Below are 24196 nucleotides of genomic sequence, written 5' to 3'. Positions count from 1 at the left end.
CGCCATGCTGCCTGTGGACGAAATACGCCTCAACTTCAACCCCGCGTCGCTGGTGGTGCTTAATGGGGTGCTGGGTTTTCTCATGTTCGGCATTGCGCTGGATACGCGCGTGGCCGACTTCAAGCGCGTGCTGCGCATGGCGGGTGCCATGGCGGTGGGCATTGCCGCGCAGTTCATCGTGCTGCCTGCGGTGACCTTTGCGCTCACGCTGCTGCTCAAGCCCGGGCCCAGCATTGCGCTGGGCATGATCCTGGTGGCTTGCTGCCCTCCCGGCAATGTGAGCAACATCCTCACGCACCGGGCGGGAGGCAATGTGGCGCTATCGGTGTCGATGACGGCCATCTCCAATGCGCTGGCCATCGTGCTCATGCCGCTCAACTTTGCCTTCTGGGGCGGCATGCACCCCACGGCGGCGCCGCTGCTGCGCAGCATTGCGCTCGACCCGCTGGAGATGGCGGGGCACATCGTGGTGATCATCGGGCTGCCGTTTGTGCTGGGCATCCTGTGTGCCGAAAAGCTGCCGCGCTTCACGCAGCGCGTGAACAAGCCCGTGCGCATCCTCAGTTTTTTGTGCCTCATCGGCTTCATCGTGGGTGCGGTGGCGGGCAACTGGCGCTACTTCCTCGACTACGTGGGTCTGGTGCTGCTGGCTGTGGCACTGCACGATGCGCTGGCCTTCGGCACCGGCTACGCTTGCGCACGGCTCAGCGGCTTGCCCGACTACGACCGGCGCGCCGTGAGCATTGAGGTCGGCATCCGCAATGCAGGCCTGGGCCTGGTGCTGATCTTCAGCTTCTTTGGCGGGCTGGGCGGTATGGCCGTGGTGGCGGGCGTGTGGGGTTTCTGGGACATCATCGCAGGGCTGACTCTGGCGGGCTGGTGGGGGCGCAGGCCTGCGCAGCTACCGCCGGTCGACGCGCTTGGGGAGCAGCGCACATGACCGGCCTGGGGTGGGAAAGCCGCCGCATTCTGGTCACCGGCGCAGACGGCTTTCTGGGCCGCAGCGTGGTGGCTGCACTGGCGCGTGAAGGGGTAGGGACCATCGTGGCGGCTGATGTGCGTGAGGTGCCCGCCGAGCGCCGCCTGCCCGGTGTGACCTACCGGATGCAGGACGTGCGCGACCCTGCATTGGCGCAGACGCTGGCGGACCACGCCATCGACAGCGTGGTGCACCTGGCGTCCATCGTCACGCCCGGCAAGGGCTCCAGCCGCGAGTTTGAATATTCGGTGGACGTGCTGGGCAGCCAGAACGTGCTGGATGCCTGTGTAACCACCGGCGTGAAGCAGCTGGTCGTCAGCTCCAGCGGCGCGGCGTACGGCTACCACGCCGACAACCCCGCATGGTTGCGCGAGACAGACGCGCTGCGGGGCAACGAGGTGTTTGCCTATTCACACCATAAGCGGCTGGTGGAGGAAATGCTGGCGCAATACCGCACGCAGCACCCGGCGCTGGCGCAGACAGTGCTGCGTATCGGCACCATCCTGGGCGAGCGGGTGGACAACCAGATCACGGCCTTGTTTGAAAAGCCGCGCCTGCTGGCCATCAGGGGCAGCGAGAGCCCGTTTGTCTTCATCTGGGACGAAGACGTGACCGGTGCCATCCTGCATGCGCTGCGCACGCAGCGGTCGGGCTGCTTCAACCTGGCGGGCGACGGTGCCTTGCCATTGCGCGAGATCGCCCGGCGCCTGGGCAAGCCCGTGCTGGAACTGCCCGCCGGGCTGCTGCGCACCGCGCTGGCCGTGGGCTCTGCGCTCGGCGTGAGCCGCTACGGCCCCGAGCAGCTCGACTTTCTGCGCTACCGGCCGGTGCTGCTGAACACTGCACTCAAGGAGGTGCTGGGCTATGTGCCGGGCAAGACCAGTGCCCAGGCGTTCGAGGCCTTTGTCGCTGCCCGGGCGCGGCAGGGCCGTCCGGTGGCAGCGGGCGCTGCGGTGGCGGCCGCATGAATGCGCCAGCGGCCTTGAGCCGTGGCGACCTGTTGCGCGCCCTGGCGGTGGTGGTCATCTGGGGGCTGAACTTTGTGGTGATGAAGCTCGGCCTGCAGGGCCTGAGCCCCATGCTGCTGGGCGCGCTGCGCTTTACAGCGGCATCGCTGCCCTTTTTGCTCGTCGTGCCGCGCCCGGCTTTGCCTTGGCGCTTTGTGGTGGGCTATGGGCTGGCGCAGGGGCTGGGGCAGTTCGGCTTTCTGTTTCTGGGGCTGCAGCTGGGCATGACGGCGGGCATGGCGTCGGTGGTGATGCAGACCCAGGCGTTCTTCACCTTGTTGCTGGCCGCGCCGTTGCTGGGGGAGCGCGCCAAGCCCTGGCAGTGGGGGGGCTTGTTGCTGGCGTTCGGCGGCTTGATGACCATCGGTCTCGCGCATGGCGAGGGGCCGGGCCAGATGACGCTGGCGGGGTTTGTGCTCACCCTGGGGGCGGCGTTCATGTGGGCGGTGTCCAACCTGGTGGCACGCCGCGCGGCGCAGGCCGGGGCGTATGCGCCGTTTCCGTTCATCGTGTGGAGCAGCGTGGTGCCCATCGGGCCGTTTTTTGCGCTGGCGTTGTGGAGCGATGGCTCCGCCGCCGTCTGGGGACAGCTGCAGTCTTTGAATGGCACGGGGTTGCTGGCCGTGGCCTACCTGGCCTTTCTGGCCACTTTGCTGGCCTACACGTTGTGGACGCAGCTGCTGCAGCGCCATGCGGCGGGACGGGTCACGCCGTTTTCGTTGCTGGTGCCGGTGGTGGGGCTGTGGGCGGCCTACGCCTTCCTGGGTGAAACGCCTGCACCTGTGCAGTGGGCGGGTGCGGCTGCGGTGCTCTGTGGGCTGGTGGTGAACCAGGTGGGAGGCTTGTGGTGGGCCCGGCGTGCGGCAGCTTCCTAGAATGGCCGCTTTCCGCATCGAGGAGGCAGGGTGGCTGAGAGCGCGTTTTTGTGGGTCAAAGGGTTGCGGTTTGCGTATCCGGAGTGTGCGGTGCTGGACAACCTGTCGCTGGCCTGGCCCCCGGGTCTGGCTTTGGTGCGAGGTGATGAAAGCACCGGCAAAACCACGCTGCTGCGTGTGCTGGCTGGCGAGCTGACAGCGCAGGCTGGCAGCATCACGCTGCAGGGGGTGGAACTGAAAGAAGCCGCCAAGATCTCGGCATCACTGGTCTTCTGGGCGGACCCGCGATCCAGCGAGTGGGACCCGCTCACGGCCCGGGGTTGGCTCGACAGCCTGCCCGCGCGCTACCCCCTGTGGGATGCGGCAGCCCTGGTTGAGCACATCGACGGGTTCAGCCTGCACGAGCATCTGGACAAGCCTTTTTATGCCCTGTCTACCGGCAGCAAGCGCAAGGTGCTCATGGCCGGGGCCTTGGCATCGAATGCACCGCTGACCTTGATCGACGAGCCGGTGGGCGGGCTGGATAAACCTTCCATCCGCTACCTCGCGCAGGCCCTGGCGTCCCGGGCGGCCCGACCAGATCGCCTGACCGTGGTGGCGCACTACGAAGCCCTGCCCGATGTGCCCTGGGGTTCTGTGCTGGATCTGTAGCGGTTGTGAGGTGGTAGACGGCGCCTTGGGGGCATGTGTCCTAGGGGCGGTTGTGTCGGCAAGGTCTGCCTTAGACTGCAGAGCTGACCGTTTCCTCTCACTCACGCCCCACCCTGCAAGGACCGCCCCATGGATGCGCTGCTATTTGTTCCGGTTGCCATCGCCATCTCGCTCACCCCCGGGCCCAACAACTTTTGTGGCCTCAACAACGGCATCCGTGCAGGTGTGGGCCCCGCGCTGATCGCTACGGTGGGCCGTGCAGCGGCGTTTGCCATTTTTCTGACCGTGTCTGCGGTGGGGCTGGGCGCGATGCTGCTGGCGTCCGAGGCAGCATTCACGGCGGTGAAGTGGGTGGGCGCCGCCTACCTGTTCTGGCTGGGCTGGAAGGCTTGGCACAGCCGCGAGTTCAGAGGCCTGGCACTGGATGATGCGCCCGGCGGTACCCCGGCATCGGGCCAACCGGCGCAGTTCTCTCTGCGTGCGCTCATCACCCAGGAGTTTCTGCTGGGCATCACCAACCCCAAGGCGATCATCCTGTTCGCGGCGATCTTTCCGCAGTTCATCGACCCCGCGCAGCCTGCGGCGCGCCAGTTTCTGGTGCTCGGGTCCATCTATCTGGGCAGTGAATTCGTATCGACCGCCGTGTACGCCAGCTTCGGGCGCCAGATTCGCCGCTTCATCCGCACCTCGCGCGGCGTGGCCCGACTGAACAAGGCCACGGGCGGCTTTTTCATGGGCGCTGGTGGCCTTCTGCTGGCCACCAACCGCTGATTTCGACCCCCGGGCGGGGCTGAGCCGATACATCGGTAAACCCCGCCCAAAGCGCGCGTAAATCCCCGGTAAAGGGGGCCTGCCGGACGGCGGCCCCGGGGGATGCGCTGGCTACCATACCCCTTCGCTCATTCCTGGTTGCGCCCCACCATGCCCCTGAACCGTTCGTTTGCCCGTCCACAGAGGCCCGCACAATTGCAGTCCGGCAAGCTGCGTTGGACCTCCGCGTTGTTGCTGGCCGCCATTGCTTTGGCGGCGGTGGGCGGTGGTGCCTGGTGGTGGAAGCAGCGCCAGGATGCAGCGGCTGCGGCCACCGCTGGCGGTTCCGCCACGGGCCCGAACGCGGCGCGCAGGCCGGGCGGCGGCCCCGGGCGCTTTGGCGGCGGCAACATGCAGCCCGTGTCGGTGGGCACCGTGCAGCGGGGCGATGTGCGGGTAGTGGTGAGCGCCATCGGCACCATGAGCGCCCGCGCCACGGCCGTGGTGCGCGCCAAGGTCAGCGGCGAGCTGACGTCCGTGCGCTTCAAGGAAGGCGACGAGGTGCGTGCTGGCCAGTTGCTGGCCGAGATCGATGCACGCAGCTACCAGGCTGCGCTGTCGCAGGCCCAGGGCACGCTGCAGCGCGACCAGGCTCTGCTCAAGAATGCGCAGCTCGACCTCAAGCGTTATCAGGACCTGCTGGCGCGCGACTCCATCGCCAGCCAGCAGGTGGACACCCAGGCTGCGCTGGTGCGGCAGCTGGAAGGCACCGTGGCATCCGACCAGGCGCAGGTCGATGCCGCGCGCCTGCAACTGAGCTACACCCAGGTCACCGCACCTTTTGCCGGCCGGCTGGGCCTGCGCCAGGCAGACAAGGGCAATGTGGTGGGGCCGAGCGACGCGAACGGCATCGTCACCATCAACCAGGTGCGGCCCATCGATGCAGCGTTCTCCGTGCCCGAGGCGCACCTGCCCCAGATGCGCCGCCGCATGGCCGCTGGCGAGGAGCTGCCCGTGGAGCTGTGGGACCGCGACAGCCGCCGCCAGCTGGCCAAGGGCCGTGTGGTGGCGCTGGACAACGCCATCGACAGCACCACCGGCACCATCAAGGTCAAGGCCGCTTTTGCCAATGAAGACGGCGCCCTGTACCCCAACCAGTTCGTCAACGTGCGCCTGCAGGTCAACCTGCTCCAGGGCGCGCTGACCGTGCCGGCCACGGCCGTGCAGAACAACTATGTCTACCTGGTGCAGGAAGACAGCACCGTGACCCAGCGTCGCATCCGAGTGGGCGTGACCGACGGCGACCGGGTGAGCGTCGAAGGCGAGCTGCGCGAGGGCGAGCAGGTGGTCACAGACGGCATCGACCGCCTGCGCGAAGGCGCCAAGGTCGCCGTCATCGATGCCGGTGCTGTCACCCGTGCTGACCAGGCGGCCCAGGACCAGGCCGCACAGCGCCGTGCCTTCATCGCATCGCTGCCGCCCGATGTGCGCGAAAAGCTGCAGAAGATGAGCCCCGAAGAGCGCCGCACTTTCCTGCGCGAGCGGCGGGCGCAGATGGGTGCGGGCGGCGCAGCCGCTCCAGCGTCGGCGGCGTCATCTGCTTCATCTTCCGCGTCGGGTGTGGGTGCTCCCGCCGCTGCCCCGGCGTCTGCTCCGCAGGCCTCTGCGGCGCCACAACAGCAGCGCAGTGAAGCACCAGCCCGTGCCGCTGCACCGCAAGCCTCCCCAGGCGCGGCGCCGCCTGCACCGTCTGCAGCCCCCGCAGCGCCTGCAGAGCGTGCCGCGGAACCCCCAAGGGGCATCCCTCCGCAGGTGAAGGCACTGCTGGACCAGATGCCCGCCGACGAGCGCGCCCGCGTGATGGCAATGCCGCAGGAGGAGCGCCGTGCCTACATCCGCGAGCGGCTGCAACAGCAGCCGCCGTCCCCCGGTGGCGCGGCCAGCCCGGCGCGCTGAGCGCAGCAGCACCCCGGTTTCTCCCCTGCCTGTTTTGCCAGCGCACCCGTCGCCATGAACCTGTCGCGCCTTTTCATCCTGCGTCCCATCGCTACTGCGCTGCTGATGGTGGCGATCCTGATCGCGGGGCTGATGGCCTACCGGCTGCTGCCCACCTCGGCCCTGCCCGAGGTGGACTACCCCACCATCCAGGTCACCACGCTATACCCCGGCGCGAGCCCGGACGTGATGACCTCCAACGTCACCGCACCGCTGGAGCGGCAGTTCGGCCAGATGCCGGGGCTGTCGCAAATGTCGTCCACCAGCTCGGGCGGGGCTTCGGTGATCACGCTGCGTTTTGCGCTCGACATGGCGCTGGACGTAGCCGAGCAGCAGGTGCAGGCGGCCATCAACGCAGGCAGCAACCTGCTGCCCAGCGACCTGCCCATGCCGCCGCTGTACAGCAAGGTCAACCCGGCCGATGCGCCCATCCTCACGTTGGCTATCACCTCGCCTTCGTTGCCCGTGATCCGCGTGAACGATCTGGTGGAAAACCGCCTGGCACCCAAGCTCTCGCAGGTGCAGGGCGTGGGTCTGGTGGCGATTGCGGGCGGGCGCCGCCCGGCCGTGCGCATCCAGGCCAACCCCACGGCACTGGCGCAGCTGGGCCTCACGCTGGAGGACGTGCGCACCTCCATCGCAGCAGCCAACGTCAAGCAGGCCAAGGGCGGCTTTGACGGCCCGGCCCGTGCATCCACCATTGATGCCAACGACCAGTTGCAGTCGGCGGCCGAATACCGCGACCTCATCATTGCCTTCAAGAATGGCGCCCCGGTGCGCTTGAAGGACGTGGCCGAAACGGTGGACGATGCCGAGAACACGCGCCTCGCCGCCTGGGCGGGCACGGCAGACACGGGCGCCAAGCCCGGCGTGATCCTCAACATCCGCCGCCAGCCCGGTGCCAACGTGATCGACACGGTGGACCGCATCAAGGCTCTGCTGCCGCAGCTGCAAAGCACCTTGCCCGCGTCGCTGGATGTGCAGGTGTTGACCGACCGCACGGTCACAGTGCGCGCCTCGGTGCGCGACATGCAGGTGGAGCTGGGCCTGGCCGTGCTGCTGGTGGTGGCGGTGATCTTTGTCTTTTTGCGCAGCCCATCGGCCACGCTGATCCCGAGCGTGGCCGTGCCGCTGTCGCTCATCGGCACCTGCGGGGTGATGTACCTCGCGGGCTTTTCCATCAACAACCTCACGCTGATGGCGCTGACCATCTCCACCGGCTTTGTGGTGGACGATGCCATCGTGATGATTGAGAACATTGCCCGCTATGTGGAAGAGGGCGAGGCACCGCTCGCGGCCGCGCTCAAGGGCTCGCAGCAGATCGGCTTCACCATCATCTCGCTCACTATCTCGCTGATCGCGGTGCTGATCCCGCTGCTGTTCATGGGCGATGTGGTGGGGCGGTTGTTCCACGAGTTCGCTATCACGCTGGCCGTGTCCATCCTGATCTCGGCCGTGGTGTCGCTCACGCTCACACCCATGCTGTGCGCGCGCCTGCTGCGCCACACGCCCGAGGAGAGCCATGGCCGCCTGTACCGCGCCACGGGCCATTTCTTTGACCGCACCATCGCGGGCTATGGCCGCATGCTGGGCTGGGTGCTGAACCACCGGGGCACCACCTGGCTGGTGTTTGCGGCTACGCTGGCGCTCACCGTGGTGCTGTACCTGTTCATCCCCAAAGGGTTCTTTCCGGTGCAGGACACCGGCACGCTGCAGGCCACCACTGAGGCCGACCAGTCGATCTCGTTTGCCGGCATGGCCGAGCGCCAGCAGGCCGTGGCTGAGCGCCTGCTGCAAGACCCGGCCGTGCGCAGCGTCTCGTCGTTCATTGGCGTCGATGGCGCCAACACCACGCTCAACACCGGCCGCCTGTTGATCGACCTGCAACCCCATGCAGACCGCGACAAGGCCGATGTGGTGCAGCAGCGCCTGGCCGAGCGTGTGCACAACCTGCCGGGCATTCGCCTGTTCATCCAGCCCGTGCAGGACCTGACCATTGAAGACCGGGTGGCACGCACGCAATACCAGTGGCTGCTGTCGTCGCCCGACATGCAGCAGCTGACCACCAGCACCACCGAGCTGCTGCGCCGCCTGCGCGCCTTGCCCGAGCTGACCGATGTAGCCAGCGACCTGCAGGACCAGGGCCGCCAGGCCTATGTGCAGATCGACCGCGCCCAGGCCAGCCGGCTGGGTGTGACGGTGGCGGGCATCGACGCGGCGCTGTACAACGCCTTCGGCCAGCGGCTGATCTCGACCATCTTCACCCAGTCCAACCAGTACCGCGTGGTGCTGGAGGTGGCGCCGCAGTTCAAGGTCGGGCCCGAGGCGCTGCAGAGCATCTATGTGCCCTCCAGCGTGGGGGCGCCGGTGCCGCTGTCGTCGGTGGCGCGCATCGAGGAGCGCAACATGCCGCTGGTGGTCAACCACGTGGGCCAGTTGCCCGCCGCCACCATTTCGTTCAACACCGCGCCGGGCGTGTCGCTGGGCAATGCGGTAGCGGCCATCGAGCGCGAGAAGGCGGCCGTGCAGGCTGAGGGGCAGTTGCCGCTGTCGGTGGAGACGAGCTTTCAAGGCGCGGCGCTGGCGTTCCAGGCGTCGTTGTCGAACACGCTGCTGCTGATCCTGGCGGCGGTGGTCACCATGTACATCGTGCTGGGCGTGCTGTATGAGAGCACGGTGCACCCGGTCACGATTTTGTCCACGCTGCCCTCGGCCGGGGTGGGTGCGTTGCTGGCGTTGATGGCCGCGCGGCTGGACCTGGACATCATTGCCATCATCGGCATCGTGCTGCTGATCGGCATTGTGAAGAAGAACGCAATCATGATGATCGACTTTGCGCTGGAGGCGCAGCGGGACGAGGGCTTGAGTGCGCGCGATGCGATTTATCAGGCGTGTCTGTTGCGGTTCCGGCCCATCCTGATGACGACGTTGGCGGCTTTGCTGGGGGCGTTGCCGATGATGCTTGGGACAGGGGTGGGCAGTGAGCTGCGGCATCCGCTGGGGGTGACGATGGTGGGGGGGTTGATCCTGAGTCAGTTGCTCACGCTGTTCACGACGCCGGTGATTTACCTCACGTTTGAGGGGTGGGCGCAGCGGTGGCGTGGGCGGCGGGGTGAGGTGGCGTGATGGCGTCTTCGGGTTGCGCTTTTTCGTTTGCCGTTCGGGCTGGCCGTGTTGAAGCTTTGGCGTGCTGGTTTGACACGCATGCTTGGGGTGAGGGCGGAGGCCGGGAGTCGCCCGGCATGCGAGTAACTTTCTTTTGCTTCGCCAAAAGAAAGTCACCAAAGAAAAGGCGACCCCCAGTCTGCGACCCCTTCNGGTGCGAAGGGGCAAACCTGCGGCGGTGCGGTTGCGGGGTGCGCCGTGGAACTCGCTTTGCGCTGGCGCGCGCCGCTCGGACAGCCACGGCGAGTCAGCTCACGAAGCATGGGCGCTCCGACGCCCATGCTCACCCCGCAACCGCCCCGCCGCAGGCGCAGCCAGCAGGGGTGGGACATCCGAACATCCGAACAGCCAACATCCATTCGGGCCATTGCTTCGCTCGGCCTCGTCTCGCGGGCGCAAGAGCCACGCGCTGCGCAAGCTGGGCCGAGCGAAGCAAAGGCCCGAGTGGATGTTCTGTTCCCCTTGCCCCTCTGGATGCGCCGAGGAGCGCAGGGTTTGGCGGATCAGGGCTCGCGATTGTCTGAGCGAAGTGAAACGGAGCGAGTTCGAGCGAGACCCCGCCAAACCCGGGCACCGCAGGTTGCCCCGTAGCGAAGCGCAGGGGACGCAGACAGTGGGGTCGCCCTTTCTTTGGTTCCTTTCTTTCGGCGACGCGAAAGAAAGGGACTCGCACGCAGACAGTGGGGTCGCCCTTTCTTTGGTTCCTTTCTTTCGGCGACGCGAAAGAAAGGGACTCGCATGCCGGGCGACTCCCGGCCTCCGCCCTCAACAAAGGCATGCGGCCATACCAGCGCACGCAACCAAACACTACAAAATCAATAGCTGCGAGCGCATATCCCACTAGCGCACCCAGCCAAAAACACCAAAAAACTACCCGGAGAGCCCCCCCATGAGCCTCTCCACCCCCTTCATCCACCGCCCCATCGGCACCATGCTCCTCACCCTGGGCCTGGCACTGGCGGGTGCGGTGTCGTTCTTCCTGCTGCCCGTGGCCCCGCTGCCGCAGGTGGACTACCCCACCATCTCGATCAGCGCCAGCCTGCCCGGTGCCAGCCCCGACACCATGGCCGCCACCGTCGCCACGCCGCTGGAGCGGTCGCTGGGCGCGATTGCGGGCGTCACCGAGATCACCTCGCGCTCCATCTTGGGCAGCACCTCCATCACGCTGCAGTTCGACCTGGACCGCAACGTAGACAGCGCCGCGCGCGATGTGCAGGCTGCCATCAACGCCGCACGCACGCTGCTGCCCACGGGCATGCCCAGCAACCCGACCTACCGCAAGGTCAACCCGGCCGACTCGCCCATCATGATCCTGGCACTCACGTCGGACCTGCTCACCCGCGGACAGATGTACGACGCGGCCTCCACCGTGCTCGCGCAAAAGCTCTCGCAGGTCGAGGGCGTCGGCCAGGCCACGGTGAGCGGCGGCGCGCTGCCCGCCGTGCGGGTGGAGCTGGACCCGGTGCGGCTCGCGTCCAACGGCATCTCGCTGGAACAGGTGCGCAGCGCCATCGTCAGCACCAACGCCAACCGGCCCCTGGGTGCGGTGGAGCGGGAGGACCACTACTGGCAGGTGGCCACCAACGACCAGGCCCGTGTGGCGGCCGACTATGCCCCGCTGGTGCTGCGCTGGAAGAACGGGCAGGCCGTGCGCCTGCAGGACGTGGCCGACGTGGTGGACTCGGTGCAGGACGTGCGCAACTTCGGCGTGGCCAACGGCAAGCCGGCCGTGCTGCTGCAGGTGTACAAGCAGCCCGGCGCCAACATTCTGGAGGCCGTGGAGCGCGTGCGCTCGCTGCTGCCCGCGCTGCAGGCGTCCATCCCGGCGGCCATCGACATCGAGGTGGTGTCCGACCGCACGCCCACGCTGCGCGCGTCGGTCAAGGAGGTGGAGCGTGCGCTGCTGATTGCGGTGGCGCTGGTGGTGCTGGTGGTGTTTCTCTTCTTGCGCAACGGGCGCGCCACGCTCATCCCCAGCGTGGCGGTGCCGGTGTCGCTGGCCGGCACGTTTGGCGTGATGTACCTGGCGGGCTACACGCTCGACAACCTCTCGCTGATGGCGCTCACCGTGGCCACGGGTTTTGTGGTGGACGACGCCATCGTGGTGCTGGAGAACATCATGCGCCACATGGAACGGGGCAAGACCGCGCTGAGGGCGTCTCTCGACGGAGCGCGCGAGATCGGCTTCACCGTGGTGTCGATGAGCATCTCGCTGATTGCGGTGTTCGTGCCCATCTTGTTCATGGGCGGCATCGTGGGGCGGTTTTTCCGCGAGTTCGCCATCGTCATGTCCTCGGCCATCCTGGTGTCGATGGTGGTGTCGCTCACCACCACGCCCATGATGTGCGCGGCACTGCTCAAGCCCCACAGCCCGGCACCGGCGCAGCGCCGGGGCTGGGTGGGGGCCTTCAGCCATCGGCTTGGTCGCTGGGTGGAGCGTATCCAGGTGCGAGGCATGCGCCTGTACCGCCGCAGCCTGGCCTGGTGCCTGCGCCACCAGCCCGTGGCCTTGCTGGCGCTGGCGTGTGTGGTGGGGCTCAACGTGTACCTCTACACCGCCATCGACAAGGGATTCATGCCCGAGCAGGACACCGGGCGCATCTCGGGCTTCATCCGAGCCGACCAGGCCACGTCCTACCAGGCCATGGAGCAGCGGCTGCAGCGTTTCCTGTCCATCGTGCAGGCCGATCCGGCCGTGGAACACGTAACCGGCTTCACAGGGGGCTGGCAGCGCAATGCGGCGCAGATGTTCATGACCCTCAAGCGCGGGCCGGGGCAGGAGAGTTCCGAGGCCGTGATAACGCGGCTGCGCGAGCAACTCAAGAACGAGCCGGGCGCGCGCCTGTTCCTGGTGCCGCAGCGCGACATCCGCATTGGTGGGCGGCAGAGCGGTGCATCCTTCGACTACACCCTGCAGGCCGACGACATTGGCGACCTGCGCACCTGGGAGCCGCGCATCCGCCAGGTGCTGAGCCAGCTGCCCGAGCTGGAGGACGTGAACAGCGACGTGCAGGACTTTGGACTGCAGACCTCGCTGGTCATCGACCGCGATGCCGTCACGCGCCTGGGCTTGACCATGGCGCAGATCGACGCCACGCTCAACAACGCCTTTGGCCAGCGCCAGGTGGGCGTGATCTACAACCCGCTCAACCAGTACCGCGTGGTGATGGAGGCTGCGCCGCGCTACCTGCAGAACCCCGAGACGCTGCGCGGCTTCTTCTTCGTCAACAGCCAGGGGCAGCAGATTCCGCTCACGGCGTTTGCGCGCATCACCACCACCAACACGCCGCTGTCGGTCAACCACGACCGGGGCACGCCCGCCAGCAGCATCAGCTTCAGCCTGGCGCCGGGGGTGTCGCTGTCGCAGGCCACCGAGGCGGTGAACAACGCGGTGGCTGAGTTGGGCGTGCCGGTGTCGGTGCGCGGCTCGTTCAGCGGCACGGCGGGGGCGTTTCAGGACGCACTGGCGGGCCAGCCGCTGCTGATCCTGGCAGCCATCATCACCATCTACCTGGTGCTGGGCATGTTGTACGAGAGCCTGGTGCACCCCATCACCATCCTGTCCACGCTGCCGTCTGCGGGCGTGGGCGCTTTGCTGGCGCTCATGCTGTTCAAGACCGAGTTCTCGCTCATCGCACTCATTGGCGTGATTCTGCTGATCGGCATCGTGAAGAAGAACGCGATCATGATGATCGACTTTGCCCTCACGCGGCAACGACAGCAGGGCGAGCCGGGCAGGGCGCCCGTCACCGCAGCGCAGGCCATCTACCGCGCATGCAACCTGCGGCTGCGCCCCATTCTGATGACCACCGTGGCCGCTATCTTTGGGGCCTTGCCACTGGCCCTCGGGCGGGGCGATGGGGCCGAGCTGCGGCAGCCGCTGGGTATTGCGATTGTGGGTGGCCTGCTGGTGAGCCAGTGGCTCACGCTCTACACCACGCCGGTGGTCTATGTGGCGCTCGACCGGCTGCGTGCGCGCGTGCTGCGTGCCGTGCAGCGGCGCCGCAAGCCAGCGGGCGCCATGCCCGCGGCCCCGGTGGTATTGCAAGGAAACGACGGATGACCTCTTTCACTTTTTCTCGCCTGGCTAGCCGGACGGCCGGGCCTGCGTTGCTGGCCAGCGGCCTGTGGCTGGCGGGCTGCGCGCAGACGCCGCCGTATGAGCGGCCCACCATGGACATTCCGGCCGCCTACAAAGAGCAGGCTGCCGCCCAGGCCCAGGGCATCTGGAAGCCCGCGCAGCCGCAGGCCTCCACCGCTTTGCCCGAGACCTGGTGGACCGTGTACGGCGACGCTGTGCTGGACCGCCTGCAGCAACAGGCCGAGGCCAACAGCCCCACCCTGGCGCAAAGCGCCGCCCGCCTGCGCGCGGCCCAGGCGGCCGTGACCAGCAGTAGCGCGGCCGCCTTGCCCACCGTGGGGGCCAATGCCAGCAGCAGCCGTGCGCGCAGCGGCACGCAGCTGAGTAATCAGGGCGATGGCAGCAGCACCGCGCGCATCAGTACCAGCCATTCGCTGGGCCTCACCGCCAGCTGGGAGCTGGACCTGTGGGGGCGCATCTCCGCCGGGGTGAGTGCCGCGCAGGCCAGTGCTCAGGCCAGTGCCGACGACCTGGCCGCTGCGCGGCTGTCGCTGCAGGCGGCCGTGGCGCAGACGTATTTTTCACTGCGCGCGGCCGAGGCCCAGGCGGCGCTGCTGGGCGAGACGCTCAAGGCCTACGACCGCAGCTGGGAGCTGACGCGCAACCGCCAGGCGGCCGGTGTGGCCTCCAGCGCCGATGTGGCGCAGGCCGAGGCGCAGTACAAGTCCACCCAGGTGCAGCTGCTGGAGGCCCAAACCACGCGCAGCCAGCTGGAGCACGCGCTGGCAGCGTTGCTGGGGCAGGCGCCTGCTGCCTTTGCGCTGGAGCCCACCGCCGCGCTGCCCGCACCGGCCGATGTGCCCCAGGCCCTGCCGTCCGACCTGCTGCAGCGCCGCCCCGATATCGCCGCTGCCGAACGCCGCGTGGCGGCGGCCAACGCGCAGATCGGCGTGGCGCGCGCGGCGTATTTCCCCACGCTCACGCTGTCGGCAGCGGGCGGATACCGGGGGGCGCCGCTGGCGGAGCTGTTCAGCGCGCCCAACCTGTTCTGGTCGCTGGGGCCGGCGCTCGCGGCGTCGATTTTTGACGGCGGTGCGCGCAGTGCTGCGGTAGAGACCGCCCGTGCCAACCACGCGCAGGTCACGGCCGCCTACCGCCAGACGGTGCTGACCGCGCTGCAGGAGGTGGAGGACAACCTCACGGCCGCCGCCGCGCTGGCGCAGGAGGAACAACTGCAGCGCGAGGCCACCGCCGCCGCCCAGCGTGCGCTGGACGTGGTGGAGAACCAGTACCGTGCGGGCACCGTGGGCTACCTGAATGTGCTGGCCGCCCAGACCACCGTGCTGTCATCGCAGCGCAGCCTGATCGACGTGAAGAGCCGCCGCCTGACGGCGGTGAACGCGCTGCTGAAGAACGTGGCGGGCCGCTGGGAGGTGGAGGAAGGGTAGGCCACAGCCGTCGCAAATCGACCCAAGGGCGATGGTGCACGTTGAACCCCAACAAGCAGCGGTCGCGAAATGGGCCCCAGCGCTCTGCGGATCGCGTCGTGGCGCCTGCAAACCAAAGGCGCTGCCACCGTCCACTTTGATCGGCGTGGTCAGCTCACTGTGCATGCCTGGCCCATGCATCCAGCGCCATCACAAGGAGTCGTGGCATCTGGGCCAAGCCGGCGCAGCCCATCCACTGGCTGGCGAACCTATTCCCGGGCGCCCACGGGGCAGCGGGCAAGTGCCCCCGATCTACGAGGCCCGGGGGCGTGGTGGCGACTGTCTCCTGGTGCTCGCAGAGCTAGTCACTGGCGCATGATCCACTTGTAGATCTGCTTGGCTTCGGCATCGCTGATCGGGGGGCGTTCCGAGCCATCGGGCATCTTGGCCTTCATTTCCCAGTGCTGCCCGCCGCCGTCTGTCGTGCCTTTCTGAATGGTCGCGGTCAGCGATTTTTCAGCGTCGTGGTTGCCCTTCCAGAGTTTGGCGATGTGCTTGAAAGATGGGCCTATCGTGTCTTTGCTGACCGCGTGGCACTGCAGACACTGCTTTTCCTTGACGAGCTTGGAGTTGGCGAAGGCCGGCGCACTCACCATGAGCACGCCAATCAGAATGGAACCAGATAACTTGTTCATCTTTATCCCCTCGATGGCGAAATGCCGTTCAGAACCTGTTCACGATCTCGCAGGGGTTGCGCTCCAACCCTTCGGGGAGTGGCTTTGGCAGGCGGCCTGCGCCGCGCATTCCATCCCCGCAGAGACTGCTGCGCGAATTCTGGGAGATCGTTAACAGGTACTTGCACGCTAACATGCAAGTGGCGGGCAGGTTTGATTTCGATCAATGGACCCGGATTTGTGAGTGCCAAATGGTGGGTGACAGCCGTCAGTTCCGCCGCGCCGAAGATCAGCGGGCTCCGGCGGCGCCCCCACCCAGGGCCAATCCACACTCCGGTCGATCGCGGTATCCCTACATGGCCCTGAACAGGTGTGCGTACATGCGGCTCACCGGCAGCCGCTCGGGCCGCCCGCGCAGGCTCAGGTGCTGCTTGCCCGCCTCGTCGCGCGTGACGGTGGCAATGGCCGTGGCGCGCACCAGGGTGCTGCGGTGCACCTGCCAGAACTCCTGGGGGTCGAGCTGTTCGATCAGCTCCTTGAGCGCGGTGCGGATCAGGTATTCACGCTCGGCGGTGAGCACGCGCACGTACTTGTCGGCCGCCTCGAAATACACCACTTCACCCACCGGCACCATGTGGATCTGCGTGCCGTGGCTGGCCTGGATCACGCTCAGCCGCGTGGCGGCAGCAGCAGGCGCGGCGGCGGGCGCAGTGCCCACGCCGGGCGCGCCCAGCAGCGCGCGCAACTGGGCCATGGTGGCTTCGAGTTCGGGCGAGGGCAACGCCCCCGACGGTGCAGCGGGCGGTACGCCAGTAGCTGCGACGGCCGAAGCACGCTGCGCCAGCAGGCCCTGCACCTTGGCCACGGTGCGGGCCAGCCGGTCGGCCTGGATGGGCTTGAGCAGGTAGTCCACCGCCTGGGCTTCAAACGCCTGCACGGCGTACTGGTCGTAGGCCGTGGCAAACACCAGTGCCGGAAAGGGCAGGTCATCCGGCCATGCGTCGGCCAGCTCGGCGGCCGCCTCGATGCCGCTCTGGCCGGGCATGCGGATGTCGAAGAACAGCACGTCCGGCCGCAAGGCCAGCGCCTGCCGCACCGCCGAGCGGCCGTCGCCCACCACGGCCACCACCTGCAGCTCTGGCCACGCGCGGGTCAGGTCCTGCTGCAGGGCGGCGGCCAGCAATGGTTCGTCTTCGGCAATCAGGGCGCGTGGGGCGGGCTCTGTCATGGTGTGTCGGCAGATTTCAAGGGAAAAGTGACTGTGGCGCTAGTACCGCTTGGCTTAAAAGCTATCAATTCAAGAGCGCCTGCGGCGCCGTGCAGCGTGGCCAGGCGTTCGCGCACCTGGGCCAGGCCAAAGCTCTGGCCGGGGCCTGGGGTGGGTAGGGTGGCTGGCAGGCCCGCCCCGGTGTCTTGCACTTCGATGACCAGCAGTGGGCCGTGGGGGCTCTCCTGGGTGGTGGCACGCACGGTGATGTGGCCACCTTCCACCTGGGGCTCCAGCCCGTGGCGGATGGCGTTCTCCACCAGCGGCTGCAGCAGCAGGGGCGGTACCGGCACATCGCGCAGAGCCTCGGGCAGGTCCAGTGTGTAGGCCATGCGTGGGCCCATGCGCACGGCCATCAGCTCCAGGTAGTCGCGCAGGCGCTCAAACTCCAGCGCCAGCGGGTGCTGGGTGCTGCGCGATGCGCTGAGCGTGGCGCGCAGGTAGGCAATCATGCGGTCCAGCATGTGCTGCGCCCGGGCCGGGTCGGTGCCGATGAGCACGCGCAGGTTGGCCAGGGTGTTGAACAGCATGTGGGGTTCCAGCTGTGTCTCCAGCAGCTTCAGGCGCGATTCGCTGGCGTGCATGCGCGCCTCGGCCATCTTGCCTTCCAGGTACGCCGACTTGTTGACCGCGTAGAAGTAGAACGTGCCCACCAGCCCCGCAATGGCCGTGATCAGGATGGACGTGCGCTGGTCAGCGCCAGAGATCAAGGAGCCCGCCGGGTAGAAGTGAAAGTAGTGCACGCACAGCGTGTCGGCCAGCAAGGTGCCGGCCAGGTAGCCCACGACGATGCCTACCAGAACCAGCGCAATGCCCTGCCAGCCGTGCGGCCAGCCGGTTTCGGCGGCGGACGGTATCAACTCCCGCCCCAGGTCGATGATGGCCCAGGTGAATGTGCCGATCAGCACCGAATACACCACCGGCGGCCCGTAGGGCTTGTCGGGCATGAAGGTGCACTGGATGGTGGCCACCACCAGGGTGAAGGCCACCACCTGCAGGTAGTGCCGCAGCTTGCTGACCCCGTTGAACTCGCGGTGCAGCTTCATGGCCGGTCTTGGCGGCGCTGCAGGGCCTCGCGCTCGCGCTGCACCATGCGCTCGCGCAGACCGCTGCCAGTGCCCAGCAAAAACACCGACACCCCATGCAGCACCAGCCCCAGCCCCCAGCCCAGCAGGGGGTACACCGACCACGGGCGGGTGCCAAACGCATAGCGCGACATGGCAAAGATGAGGGCGTTGACCAGCACGAAGGCCAGTGCATGCACGTACCAGCCCAGCTTGGCGTTGGCGCGGCGGCGGGCGAGTCGGTCGAGGTCTTCGGGGGGCATGGGCATGGCGCTTTGCATTCTAGGCGGCTCAATGGGCACGAAAGCGCGCCCGCTGGGGCACTGTCAGGGGCGGGGCGAAGGGGACAGCGGCTGCAGTGGCTGCAGGTGCTTGGCAAAGAACGCCACAGTGCTCGCGTCCACCTGCGGCAGCACGCTGCGGTCAAAGCCGGGCGGGTCGCCCAGCAGCTCACGGGTCAGGTCGTTCATGCGGTCCAGCGGCGGCATGGGCGACAGCATGATGCCGTGGCTGCCGTCGGACAGGTCGGCAATGTGCGTGCAGCGGTCCTGGCACGCGGCCAGCACGGCACTGCTGTGAAAGCGTGGAATCTGGTTCACGTCCTTGCCCGCAGTGATGAGCCCCAGCGCGATGCGCGGGGTGGCCAGACTGCCCATGTCGAAGTCGGCCGCAAACGGCACCACGGCCACCGTGGCCGCCACGCGCGGGTCGGTGTGTGCATACAGCGTCTCGTCGCCAAAGCGGTGGCGGATGACGGTGATGGCCACGGCCTTCTTGATGCCGTCCAGCCAGTTGCCGTGCAGGCGGGTGGTGAAGCCGACGCAGGACGAGAAATCCTCCGCCAGATGGGCCTCGCAGTGCTGCTTGAAGCGGGCGGGCGACCATTGCCCCCCGGCAAATACCAGGGCGGTATGGCCCCCGGCCGAGCCGCCGAGTACGCCCACTTTGTCCAGCGCCAGCAGGGGCGCCAGGCGCGCATCGTGCGCCACGGCGTCCACTGCCCTGGAGACTTCGGCGGGGCGGCGCTTCCAGCTCTCCGGGCCTGGGGTGGACGGGTCTTTGTAGTTGTCGCCGGCATGCTCGGGCAGGGCCACCACGAACCCGGCCTGCACCATCGCCCGGGCCAGGTCGGTGTGCACCCAAGGGCTCCCGCCCGAGCCGTGCGACACCACCACCAGCCGGCCGTTGCCCGGCACGGGTGTGCCCTGCCAGGCCAGCTGCAGCGCAAAGGGGCCGCGCTGCACGGGCTGGTCGGCCTCCTGCGCCGGGTAGAAAACGGTGACGGGGCCATCGCCCTGCTGCCCAGGCAGTTCAGCGAGGCCTACGCCCGCATGGGCAGGGCTCGCCGTGATGACTGCTGCGGCCAGCAAGGCAAGGCACCAGGCCATCCAGGTTTTTGTCATGGCCGTATTTTTGTAGTTAGGAGTCATCGTCAGCCGATCAGCGGGGGTTTTGCGCAGCCGCCAGGCGATCACGCTCTGCCTGCACCATGCGCTCGTGCAGGTTGCTGCCGCCCGCAAGAAAGAACACCACCACGCCATGGATGGCCAGGCCAATGCCCCAGCCCATGGCGGGGAATACCGCCCAGTGCAGCCCGCTGCCCACCGACAGGGCAACCAGCAGCAGGTTGACGAGGAGGTACACGCTGGCATGGATGTACCAGCCCATTTTGGCCCCGGCACGGCGGCGGGCTAGGCGTTCGATGGGGTCGGTCGTGAGTGTGTGGTTGCGCATGGGATGCTCCTGTGCAGAGGGATGGTTATGGGGGCTCAGGCGGTGGCGGGCGTTGTGGCCAGGGGGGCGCTGCGTTGCACCAGCTTCCACAGCCGCAGCGAGCGCGCTGCAAACAGACCGTTGAACACGCCATACAGCGCTGCGATCTGCAATGCAAAGCCGCTGTCGCGGGCCAGGGTGGGTTGCAGGGCCAGCTCCACGCCCACAAGGTATTTGGTGAGGAAGATGCCCAGGATCAGTGCCAGGGGCATGGCGCTGCCGGGAATGTAGAAGCAGCGCGACGTGCCCTCGTACAGCGTGCCCTGGGGCGCGGCGGGTTGCAGCCACAGCGCCACGCTGGCGATGAGCACGGCGGCCACCAGCCAGGCAGCCACCGGCAGCAGGGCCTGCCCCGTGCTTCCAAAGGCCGAGGCAATGCCATACACCGACAGACCGATCATCGCCACCGGCATGACCATGGCCCGCACGAGGCCCACGTTGCGTGCCACCAGCTGGCTGCCGCCCAGCCAGAGGAGCCCGGCCAGCAGGGCCCAGACCCAGTAGGGCGTGTTTTCGATGATGCGACCCAGCATCTGGGGTTGTTGGACAAGGAGGTTGAGCAGCATGGTGATTCGTCCTGTGAACAATGGGTGAGAACGGGTGGTGAAGGGGTCAGATCAGTCCCAGTGCGGACCAGACCGTATGGCCCAGGAAGCGTTCGGGCAGCAGCGTGAAGCCCCCGGCGACCACGCAGGCGCCGAGGTAAGTCCGTTGCATCAACTTGCGGTGGCCTACGACATTGCGGCGGGCCAGGTAGACGAAGGCCATCACCAACATGCCCAGCGTGACCGGGATCAGCAAGTGGATGAGCCCAAAGGTGCCCCAGCGCGGGCCGCCGCCGCCCGTGATGAAGAGGGCCGACACGGCGGTGGCCACCATCAGCGTGACCCAGGCGTACCCGGCGGCGCGGTGCAGGCGGGGGCGCTGCGTGGCGCCCTGGCGGGCCCACAGGGCGATGGGGCCGATGGCGACGGCAGCCAGAGCGGCGGCAAGGTGGATGGCGATGACGGGGGTGATCTGCATGGCGGGGCTCCTGGCGGGTTCGATGGAACGAACTGTGCCGATGCCCTTCCGAGGGCGCCACCGCCCTGCGACGAAATGCAGCCAACCGGGCGTGAGATGCAGCCACGCGGAGTGAGTGGTGGGCGAATTTGGCCGCCGAACGCAGCTTGGGGGGCCGTTTTGCGAGGGGCCTGGAGCCCTCGGCGGATAATCCCGCACCTATTTGCAAGGAGTGCACGTGGACGTTGTATTGCTGGTCAAGGCCGCCATCATGGGGGTGGTCGAGGGGTTGACAGAGTTTTTGCCCATCTCTTCCACCGGGCACCTGATCCTGGCAGGGTCGCTGCTGGGGTTTGACGATGCCAAGGCCAAGGTGTTCGACATTGCCATCCAGACGGGCGCGATCTTTGCGGTGATTCTGGTGTACTGGGCCAAGATCCGGTCCACCCTGGTGGCCTTGCCCACCGAGCGCCAGGCGCAGCGTTTTGCGCTCAACGTGTTCATTGCCTTCGTACCGGCCGTGGTGCTGGGCCTGCTGTTTGGCAAGGCCATCAAGGCGCACCTGTTCACGCCCGTGGTGGTGGCCAGCACTTTCATCATTGGCGGCTTCATCATCCTGTGGGCCGAGCGGCGTCCGCCGTCGGCCACCCGCATCCACAGCGTGGACGCGATGACACCGCTCGATGCCCTCAAGGTCGGCCTGGTGCAGTGCCTGGCCATGATTCCGGGCACCAGTCGCAGCGGTGCGACCATCATCGGCGGCATGCTGCTGGGCCTGTCGCGCCAGGCGGCCACTGATTTTTCGTTCTTCCTGGCCATCCCCACGCTGATCGGCGCCGGGGTGTACAGCCTGTACAAGGAGCGCGCGCTGCTGTCGGCTGCCGATATTCCACTGTTCGCCACCGGGCTGGTGTTCTCCTTTCTCAGCGCCTGGCTGTGCGTGCGCTGGTTGTTGCGCTACATCAGTACCCACAGCTTTGTGCCGTTTGCCTACTACCGCATCGTGTTCGGCATCATCGTTCTGGCCACGGCATGGACTGGCTGGGTGCAGTGGGCCGACTGATAATCAGGCCATGCGCTGCACTACCGCCTGGATCTCATCTCCCTTGTTCCCCTTGCGGGCCCTGGTGATCGCCTGCGGGTGCGTCAGCCCCTGGGCAGGCGCCCAGGTATTGCCGGAGACCGCCGGCACGGAAACCGCTGTGTCCGACAAGGCAGAGGCCCAGCAGGCAGCAGCACCCAAGTTCAACTACGCAATCGGCGCCATCGTGGGAAGCAGTCCCGACTATGCGGGGGGCGATGGCCGCAAGAACAGCCTGCGTCCCGCCTGGGCCATCGAGTACGGTCGGTTTCGCCTGAGCACCTCGCGCGGCAGCGCCTTCATGGGCCATGGCCTGGGGCCCCGCGAGTCCGGCGCCAGCGCCACGCTGGCGCAGAGCGACCGCTTCAGCCTGAGCGCGGCCTTGCGCATTGACAAGGGGCGTGATGGGTCGGTCGCACCCATTCTGGTGGGGCTGCCGTCGGTGCGCTCCACGCTGCGGGCGCGGCTCAGTGCAGGCTATGCCATCACCGACCGCTGGGCGGTAGGCGCCGGGGTCTCGCAAGACATCCTGGGCCGCGACGGCGGCGCGCAGTGGTCCACGAGCATTGGCTACACCTGGCCGGTGACGGAGCAGACCAAGGTCAGCTTCGGGGCGGGCGCCAGCTTTGGCGACCGCACCTACCTGCGCGGGCATTTTGGCGTGCCGGCCGGCGGCAGCAGCCCCTTGCCCGCGTTCGAGCCGCGTGGTGGCTTGTACAGCGTGGATGCCGGGGTGGAGGTGATGACGGCACTCAACCGGCACTGGGTGGTGCTGGGTGCGGCCCGGGTGTCCCAGTTGCAGGGCGACGCGCGCCGCAGCCCGCTGACCGTGCAGCCGGTGGGCTATTCGGTATCGGTGGGGCTGGCCTACCGCTGCTGCCGCTAGGCCCGTCCCCCGCGGCATCGGTGGACCGGTGGCGGGCAGGTCTGGCGAAAGTGCTAAGCTGCCGCTCACAGACAGTTACGCCCAGGCGGTCGCACCTTGTGCTGTCACCCTTTTTCGGTGCGTGACGCCGCCTTTCCGCTGATCCTCTCCCCCACTGGGGCATTGCCGCATGACGCCAGACGCGCCTGAGTTGTCCACGCACCCGGAGACCGCCCGCAAGGAGGTGTGGTCCAAGGCGGACCTGCTTGATGTGATCACGCGCAGCGCGGGCGCCACCATGGCCGTCATTGATCGCAGTCTGTCGATGATCTACGTGAACGACGAATACGCGCGCTGGTTTGACACCGTCCCCGAGGAACTGGTCGGAAAGACACTCGTGGAGGTTTATGGTGAGCAGGATTGCGCCCGCTTCATGCCGTTTGTGAACCGGGTGCTCAGTGGCGAGCGGGTGCAGTACCAGCGCATGCTGCGCACGCCCTACGGCTTTGATGAGTGGCGCACCATCTGCCTCACGCCCTGGCACAACCCGCAAGGCGCCATTGACGGCTTCATCACCACCGCGTTGGATGTGCATGAGCTGCAGGTCACGATGAATGCGCTGCGTGCCGCCAACCAGCGCCTGTCGTCCCACATGGAAAACAGCCCCCTGGCCGTGCTGGAGATGGACCACCAGCTGCAGCTGCTGCATTGCTCGCAGCGCGCGGTGCAGTTGCTGGGCTGGCTGCACGTGGCGGGGCTGGAGGGGCGGTTGCTGACCGAACTGTTGGCACCTGCCTCGATGGACGACAGCCTGCAGCAGGCGCTGCAGCGCCTGCAGGCGGGCCAGGAGTCCCAGAACCGTGCCGAGACCTGTTTTGTGCGCAGCGATGGCACGGAGGTGCACTGCGAGTGGTTCAACTCGGCGCTGACCGATGCGAACGGCCAGGTCACGTCCATCATGGCGCTGGTGCAGGACGTGTCGGCCAAGATCCAGATCGCGCGGCAGCAGCACTACCTGGCCAACCACGACTCGCTCACCGGGCTGCTCAACCGGGCCGCTTTCCAGGGGCGGCTGGAGCAGTCGCTGCTGCATGCACGGCACACCCAGGGGGCGGTGGCGCTGCTGTTCATTGACCTTGACGGGTTCAAGCACGTGAACGACGCCGAAGGCCACCGCGCGGGCGATGAGGTGCTGCGCATCGTGGCCCAGCGCATTGCCAGCACGGTACGTGCGGGCGACACCATGGCGCGGCTGGGGGGGGATGAGTTTCTGGTGATGCTGGACCGCGAGGTGACCCGCGAGGTGACGGACACCATCGGCCTGCGCATCATCGACGCCCTGCATCAGGGCATGACGGTGGGCGGGCGAGAGCTGCGCGTAGGCGCCAGCATCGGTGTGGCGGTGTACCCCCCACTGGAAGGAGACATCGACGCGCTGATGAACCGCGCCGACCAGGCCATGTACGCTGCCAAACGCGCGGGCAAGGGCCGCCTGCATTACGCACAGACGGTCTGACCCCCTGGCCCTTCCTCTGCGCCC

At 67.4% G+C, this 24196-nt stretch carries 20 protein-coding genes; 12 read left to right on the top strand and 8 right to left on the bottom strand.

Translation table 11 applies throughout. From position 1 onward, the window contains the following. The first annotated feature begins 4 nt into the window (after positions 1 to 4). The 9 genes from ASD94_RS04885 to ASD94_RS04845 all read left to right on the top strand — a co-directional run bounded on the left by ASD94_RS04885 (position 5) and on the right by ASD94_RS04845 (position 14951). On the top strand, positions 5 to 940 hold the full coding sequence (locus ASD94_RS04885; RefSeq protein ID WP_082576762.1) for a bile acid:sodium symporter family protein: 936 nt from the start codon (positions 5 to 7) through the stop codon (positions 938 to 940). After that, positions 937 to 1947: an SDR family oxidoreductase gene (locus ASD94_RS04880; protein WP_056639403.1), complete on the top strand. Its 1011-nt coding sequence runs from the start codon at positions 937 to 939 to the stop codon at positions 1945 to 1947. Before ASD94_RS04885 ends, ASD94_RS04880 begins: the two co-directional genes overlap by 4 nt. After that, on the top strand, positions 1944 to 2861 hold the full coding sequence (locus ASD94_RS04875; protein WP_056639401.1) for an EamA family transporter: 918 nt from the start codon (positions 1944 to 1946) through the stop codon (positions 2859 to 2861). The genes ASD94_RS04880 and ASD94_RS04875 overlap by 4 nt, the downstream gene beginning before the upstream one ends. A 30-nt stretch (positions 2862 to 2891) precedes the next feature. Further along, the gene (locus tag ASD94_RS04870) at positions 2892 to 3512 is read left to right on the top strand and encodes an ATP-binding cassette domain-containing protein (protein WP_056639399.1); all 621 of its coding nucleotides are present in this window, start codon (positions 2892 to 2894) and stop codon (positions 3510 to 3512) included. A gap of 129 nt (positions 3513 to 3641) precedes the next feature. Then, positions 3642 to 4283, top strand: a complete 642-nt coding sequence (locus tag ASD94_RS04865; protein WP_056639397.1) for a LysE family translocator — start codon at positions 3642 to 3644, stop codon at positions 4281 to 4283. A gap of 150 nt (positions 4284 to 4433) precedes the next feature. After that, positions 4434 to 6218, top strand: a complete 1785-nt coding sequence (locus ASD94_RS04860) for an MdtA/MuxA family multidrug efflux RND transporter periplasmic adaptor subunit (RefSeq protein ID WP_056639396.1) — start codon at positions 4434 to 4436, stop codon at positions 6216 to 6218. A 54-nt stretch (positions 6219 to 6272) separates the two neighbouring features. Next, complete coding sequence (locus ASD94_RS04855; RefSeq protein WP_056639394.1) at positions 6273 to 9383, top strand: MdtB/MuxB family multidrug efflux RND transporter permease subunit; 3111 nt, start codon at positions 6273 to 6275, stop codon at positions 9381 to 9383. A gap of 928 nt (positions 9384 to 10311) precedes the next feature. Next, positions 10312 to 13485 carry an efflux RND transporter permease subunit gene (locus ASD94_RS04850; protein ID WP_056639392.1) on the top strand — a complete coding sequence of 1058 codons (3174 nt, stop codon included), beginning with the start codon at positions 10312 to 10314 and terminating at the stop codon, positions 13483 to 13485. Then, positions 13482 to 14951, top strand: coding sequence for an efflux transporter outer membrane subunit (locus ASD94_RS04845; protein ID WP_056639391.1), 1470 nt, complete (start codon positions 13482 to 13484; stop codon positions 14949 to 14951). The genes ASD94_RS04850 and ASD94_RS04845 overlap by 4 nt, the downstream gene beginning before the upstream one ends. 344 nt (positions 14952 to 15295) lie before the next feature. Here ASD94_RS04845 and ASD94_RS04840 read toward each other — a convergent pair whose 3' ends face one another. From ASD94_RS04840 to ASD94_RS04805, 8 genes are all read right to left on the bottom strand, one after another. Continuing rightward, positions 15296 to 15625: a c-type cytochrome gene (locus ASD94_RS04840; protein WP_056639389.1), complete on the bottom strand. Its 330-nt coding sequence runs from the start codon at positions 15623 to 15625 to the stop codon at positions 15296 to 15298. 331 nt (positions 15626 to 15956) lie between these two features. Further along, positions 15957 to 16832: a LytTR family DNA-binding domain-containing protein gene (locus ASD94_RS04835; protein WP_056639387.1), complete on the bottom strand. Its 876-nt coding sequence runs from the start codon at positions 16830 to 16832 to the stop codon at positions 15957 to 15959. Beyond that, on the bottom strand, positions 16829 to 17917 hold the full coding sequence (locus ASD94_RS04830; protein WP_056639386.1) for a sensor histidine kinase: 1089 nt from the start codon (positions 17915 to 17917) through the stop codon (positions 16829 to 16831). The genes ASD94_RS04835 and ASD94_RS04830 overlap by 4 nt, the downstream gene beginning before the upstream one ends. Continuing rightward, the gene (locus ASD94_RS04825; protein WP_056639690.1) at positions 17914 to 18204 is read right to left on the bottom strand and encodes a 2TM domain-containing protein; all 291 of its coding nucleotides are present in this window, start codon (positions 18202 to 18204) and stop codon (positions 17914 to 17916) included. Before ASD94_RS04825 ends, ASD94_RS04830 begins: the two co-directional genes overlap by 4 nt. Before the next feature lie 57 nt (positions 18205 to 18261). Beyond that, the gene (locus tag ASD94_RS04820; RefSeq protein ID WP_369818027.1) at positions 18262 to 19338 is read right to left on the bottom strand and encodes an alpha/beta hydrolase family protein; all 1077 of its coding nucleotides are present in this window, start codon (positions 19336 to 19338) and stop codon (positions 18262 to 18264) included. A gap of 37 nt (positions 19339 to 19375) precedes the next feature. Beyond that, positions 19376 to 19669, bottom strand: a complete 294-nt coding sequence (locus tag ASD94_RS04815) for a 2TM domain-containing protein (protein WP_056639381.1) — start codon at positions 19667 to 19669, stop codon at positions 19376 to 19378. A gap of 35 nt (positions 19670 to 19704) precedes the next feature. Continuing rightward, positions 19705 to 20274, bottom strand: coding sequence for a DUF6622 family protein (locus tag ASD94_RS04810; RefSeq protein WP_056639379.1), 570 nt, complete (start codon positions 20272 to 20274; stop codon positions 19705 to 19707). A gap of 46 nt (positions 20275 to 20320) precedes the next feature. Next, positions 20321 to 20731 (bottom strand): DUF2306 domain-containing protein, encoded by a 411-nt coding sequence (locus tag ASD94_RS04805; RefSeq protein WP_056639377.1) that lies wholly within the window; start codon positions 20729 to 20731, stop codon positions 20321 to 20323. A 217-nt stretch (positions 20732 to 20948) separates the two neighbouring features. On the opposite strand from ASD94_RS04805, the gene ASD94_RS04800 reads away from it, so the two are divergent. From ASD94_RS04800 to ASD94_RS04790, 3 genes are all read left to right on the top strand, one after another. Beyond that, entirely contained in the window at positions 20949 to 21773 is an 825-nt protein-coding gene (locus ASD94_RS04800) for an undecaprenyl-diphosphate phosphatase (protein WP_056639687.1), read from the top strand. Positions 21774 to 21783: 10 nt separating this feature from the next. Then, positions 21784 to 22677 (top strand): MipA/OmpV family protein, encoded by an 894-nt coding sequence (locus ASD94_RS04795; protein ID WP_056639374.1) that lies wholly within the window; start codon positions 21784 to 21786, stop codon positions 22675 to 22677. 169 nt (positions 22678 to 22846) lie between these two features. Next, a complete protein-coding gene (locus ASD94_RS04790) occupies positions 22847 to 24172 on the top strand; it encodes a diguanylate cyclase domain-containing protein (protein WP_056639372.1) in 1326 nt (441 codons plus the stop codon). Positions 24173 to 24196: the final 24 nt, after the last annotated feature.

Source organism: Acidovorax sp. Root70 (assembly GCF_001428225.1).
GTDB lineage: Bacteria > Pseudomonadota > Gammaproteobacteria > Burkholderiales > Burkholderiaceae_C > Acidovorax.
This window is presented reverse-complemented; position numbering and strand designations above follow the sequence as displayed.

Excerpts from the sequence above, each read along its gene's own strand:
- ASD94_RS04805 (WP_056639377.1), bottom strand. The coding sequence starts at position 20,731 with ATGCAGATCACCCCCGTCATCGCCATCCACCTTGCCGCCGCTCTGGCT.
- ASD94_RS04885 (WP_082576762.1), top strand. The coding sequence starts at position 5 with ATGCTGCCTGTGGACGAAATACGCCTCAACTTCAACCCCGCGTCGCTG.
- ASD94_RS04850 (WP_056639392.1), top strand. The coding sequence starts at position 10,312 with ATGAGCCTCTCCACCCCCTTCATCCACCGCCCCATCGGCACCATGCTC.
- ASD94_RS04825 (WP_056639690.1), bottom strand. The coding sequence starts at position 18,204 with ATGCCCATGCCCCCCGAAGACCTCGACCGACTCGCCCGCCGCCGCGCC.
- ASD94_RS04865 (WP_056639397.1), top strand. The coding sequence starts at position 3,642 with ATGGATGCGCTGCTATTTGTTCCGGTTGCCATCGCCATCTCGCTCACC.
- ASD94_RS04855 (WP_056639394.1), top strand. The coding sequence starts at position 6,273 with ATGAACCTGTCGCGCCTTTTCATCCTGCGTCCCATCGCTACTGCGCTG.
- ASD94_RS04830 (WP_056639386.1), bottom strand. The coding sequence starts at position 17,917 with ATGAAGCTGCACCGCGAGTTCAACGGGGTCAGCAAGCTGCGGCACTAC.
- ASD94_RS04835 (WP_056639387.1), bottom strand. The coding sequence starts at position 16,832 with ATGACAGAGCCCGCCCCACGCGCCCTGATTGCCGAAGACGAACCATTG.
- ASD94_RS04820 (WP_369818027.1), bottom strand. The coding sequence starts at position 19,338 with ATGACAAAAACCTGGATGGCCTGGTGCCTTGCCTTGCTGGCCGCAGCA.
- ASD94_RS04860 (WP_056639396.1), top strand. The coding sequence starts at position 4,434 with ATGCCCCTGAACCGTTCGTTTGCCCGTCCACAGAGGCCCGCACAATTG.
- ASD94_RS04810 (WP_056639379.1), bottom strand. The coding sequence starts at position 20,274 with ATGCTGCTCAACCTCCTTGTCCAACAACCCCAGATGCTGGGTCGCATC.
- ASD94_RS04845 (WP_056639391.1), top strand. The coding sequence starts at position 13,482 with ATGACCTCTTTCACTTTTTCTCGCCTGGCTAGCCGGACGGCCGGGCCT.
- ASD94_RS04815 (WP_056639381.1), bottom strand. The coding sequence starts at position 19,669 with ATGCGCAACCACACACTCACGACCGACCCCATCGAACGCCTAGCCCGC.
- ASD94_RS04880 (WP_056639403.1), top strand. The coding sequence starts at position 937 with ATGACCGGCCTGGGGTGGGAAAGCCGCCGCATTCTGGTCACCGGCGCA.
- ASD94_RS04875 (WP_056639401.1), top strand. The coding sequence starts at position 1,944 with ATGAATGCGCCAGCGGCCTTGAGCCGTGGCGACCTGTTGCGCGCCCTG.
- ASD94_RS04840 (WP_056639389.1), bottom strand. The coding sequence starts at position 15,625 with ATGAACAAGTTATCTGGTTCCATTCTGATTGGCGTGCTCATGGTGAGT.
- ASD94_RS04790 (WP_056639372.1), top strand. The coding sequence starts at position 22,847 with ATGACGCCAGACGCGCCTGAGTTGTCCACGCACCCGGAGACCGCCCGC.
- ASD94_RS04795 (WP_056639374.1), top strand. The coding sequence starts at position 21,784 with ATGCGCTGCACTACCGCCTGGATCTCATCTCCCTTGTTCCCCTTGCGG.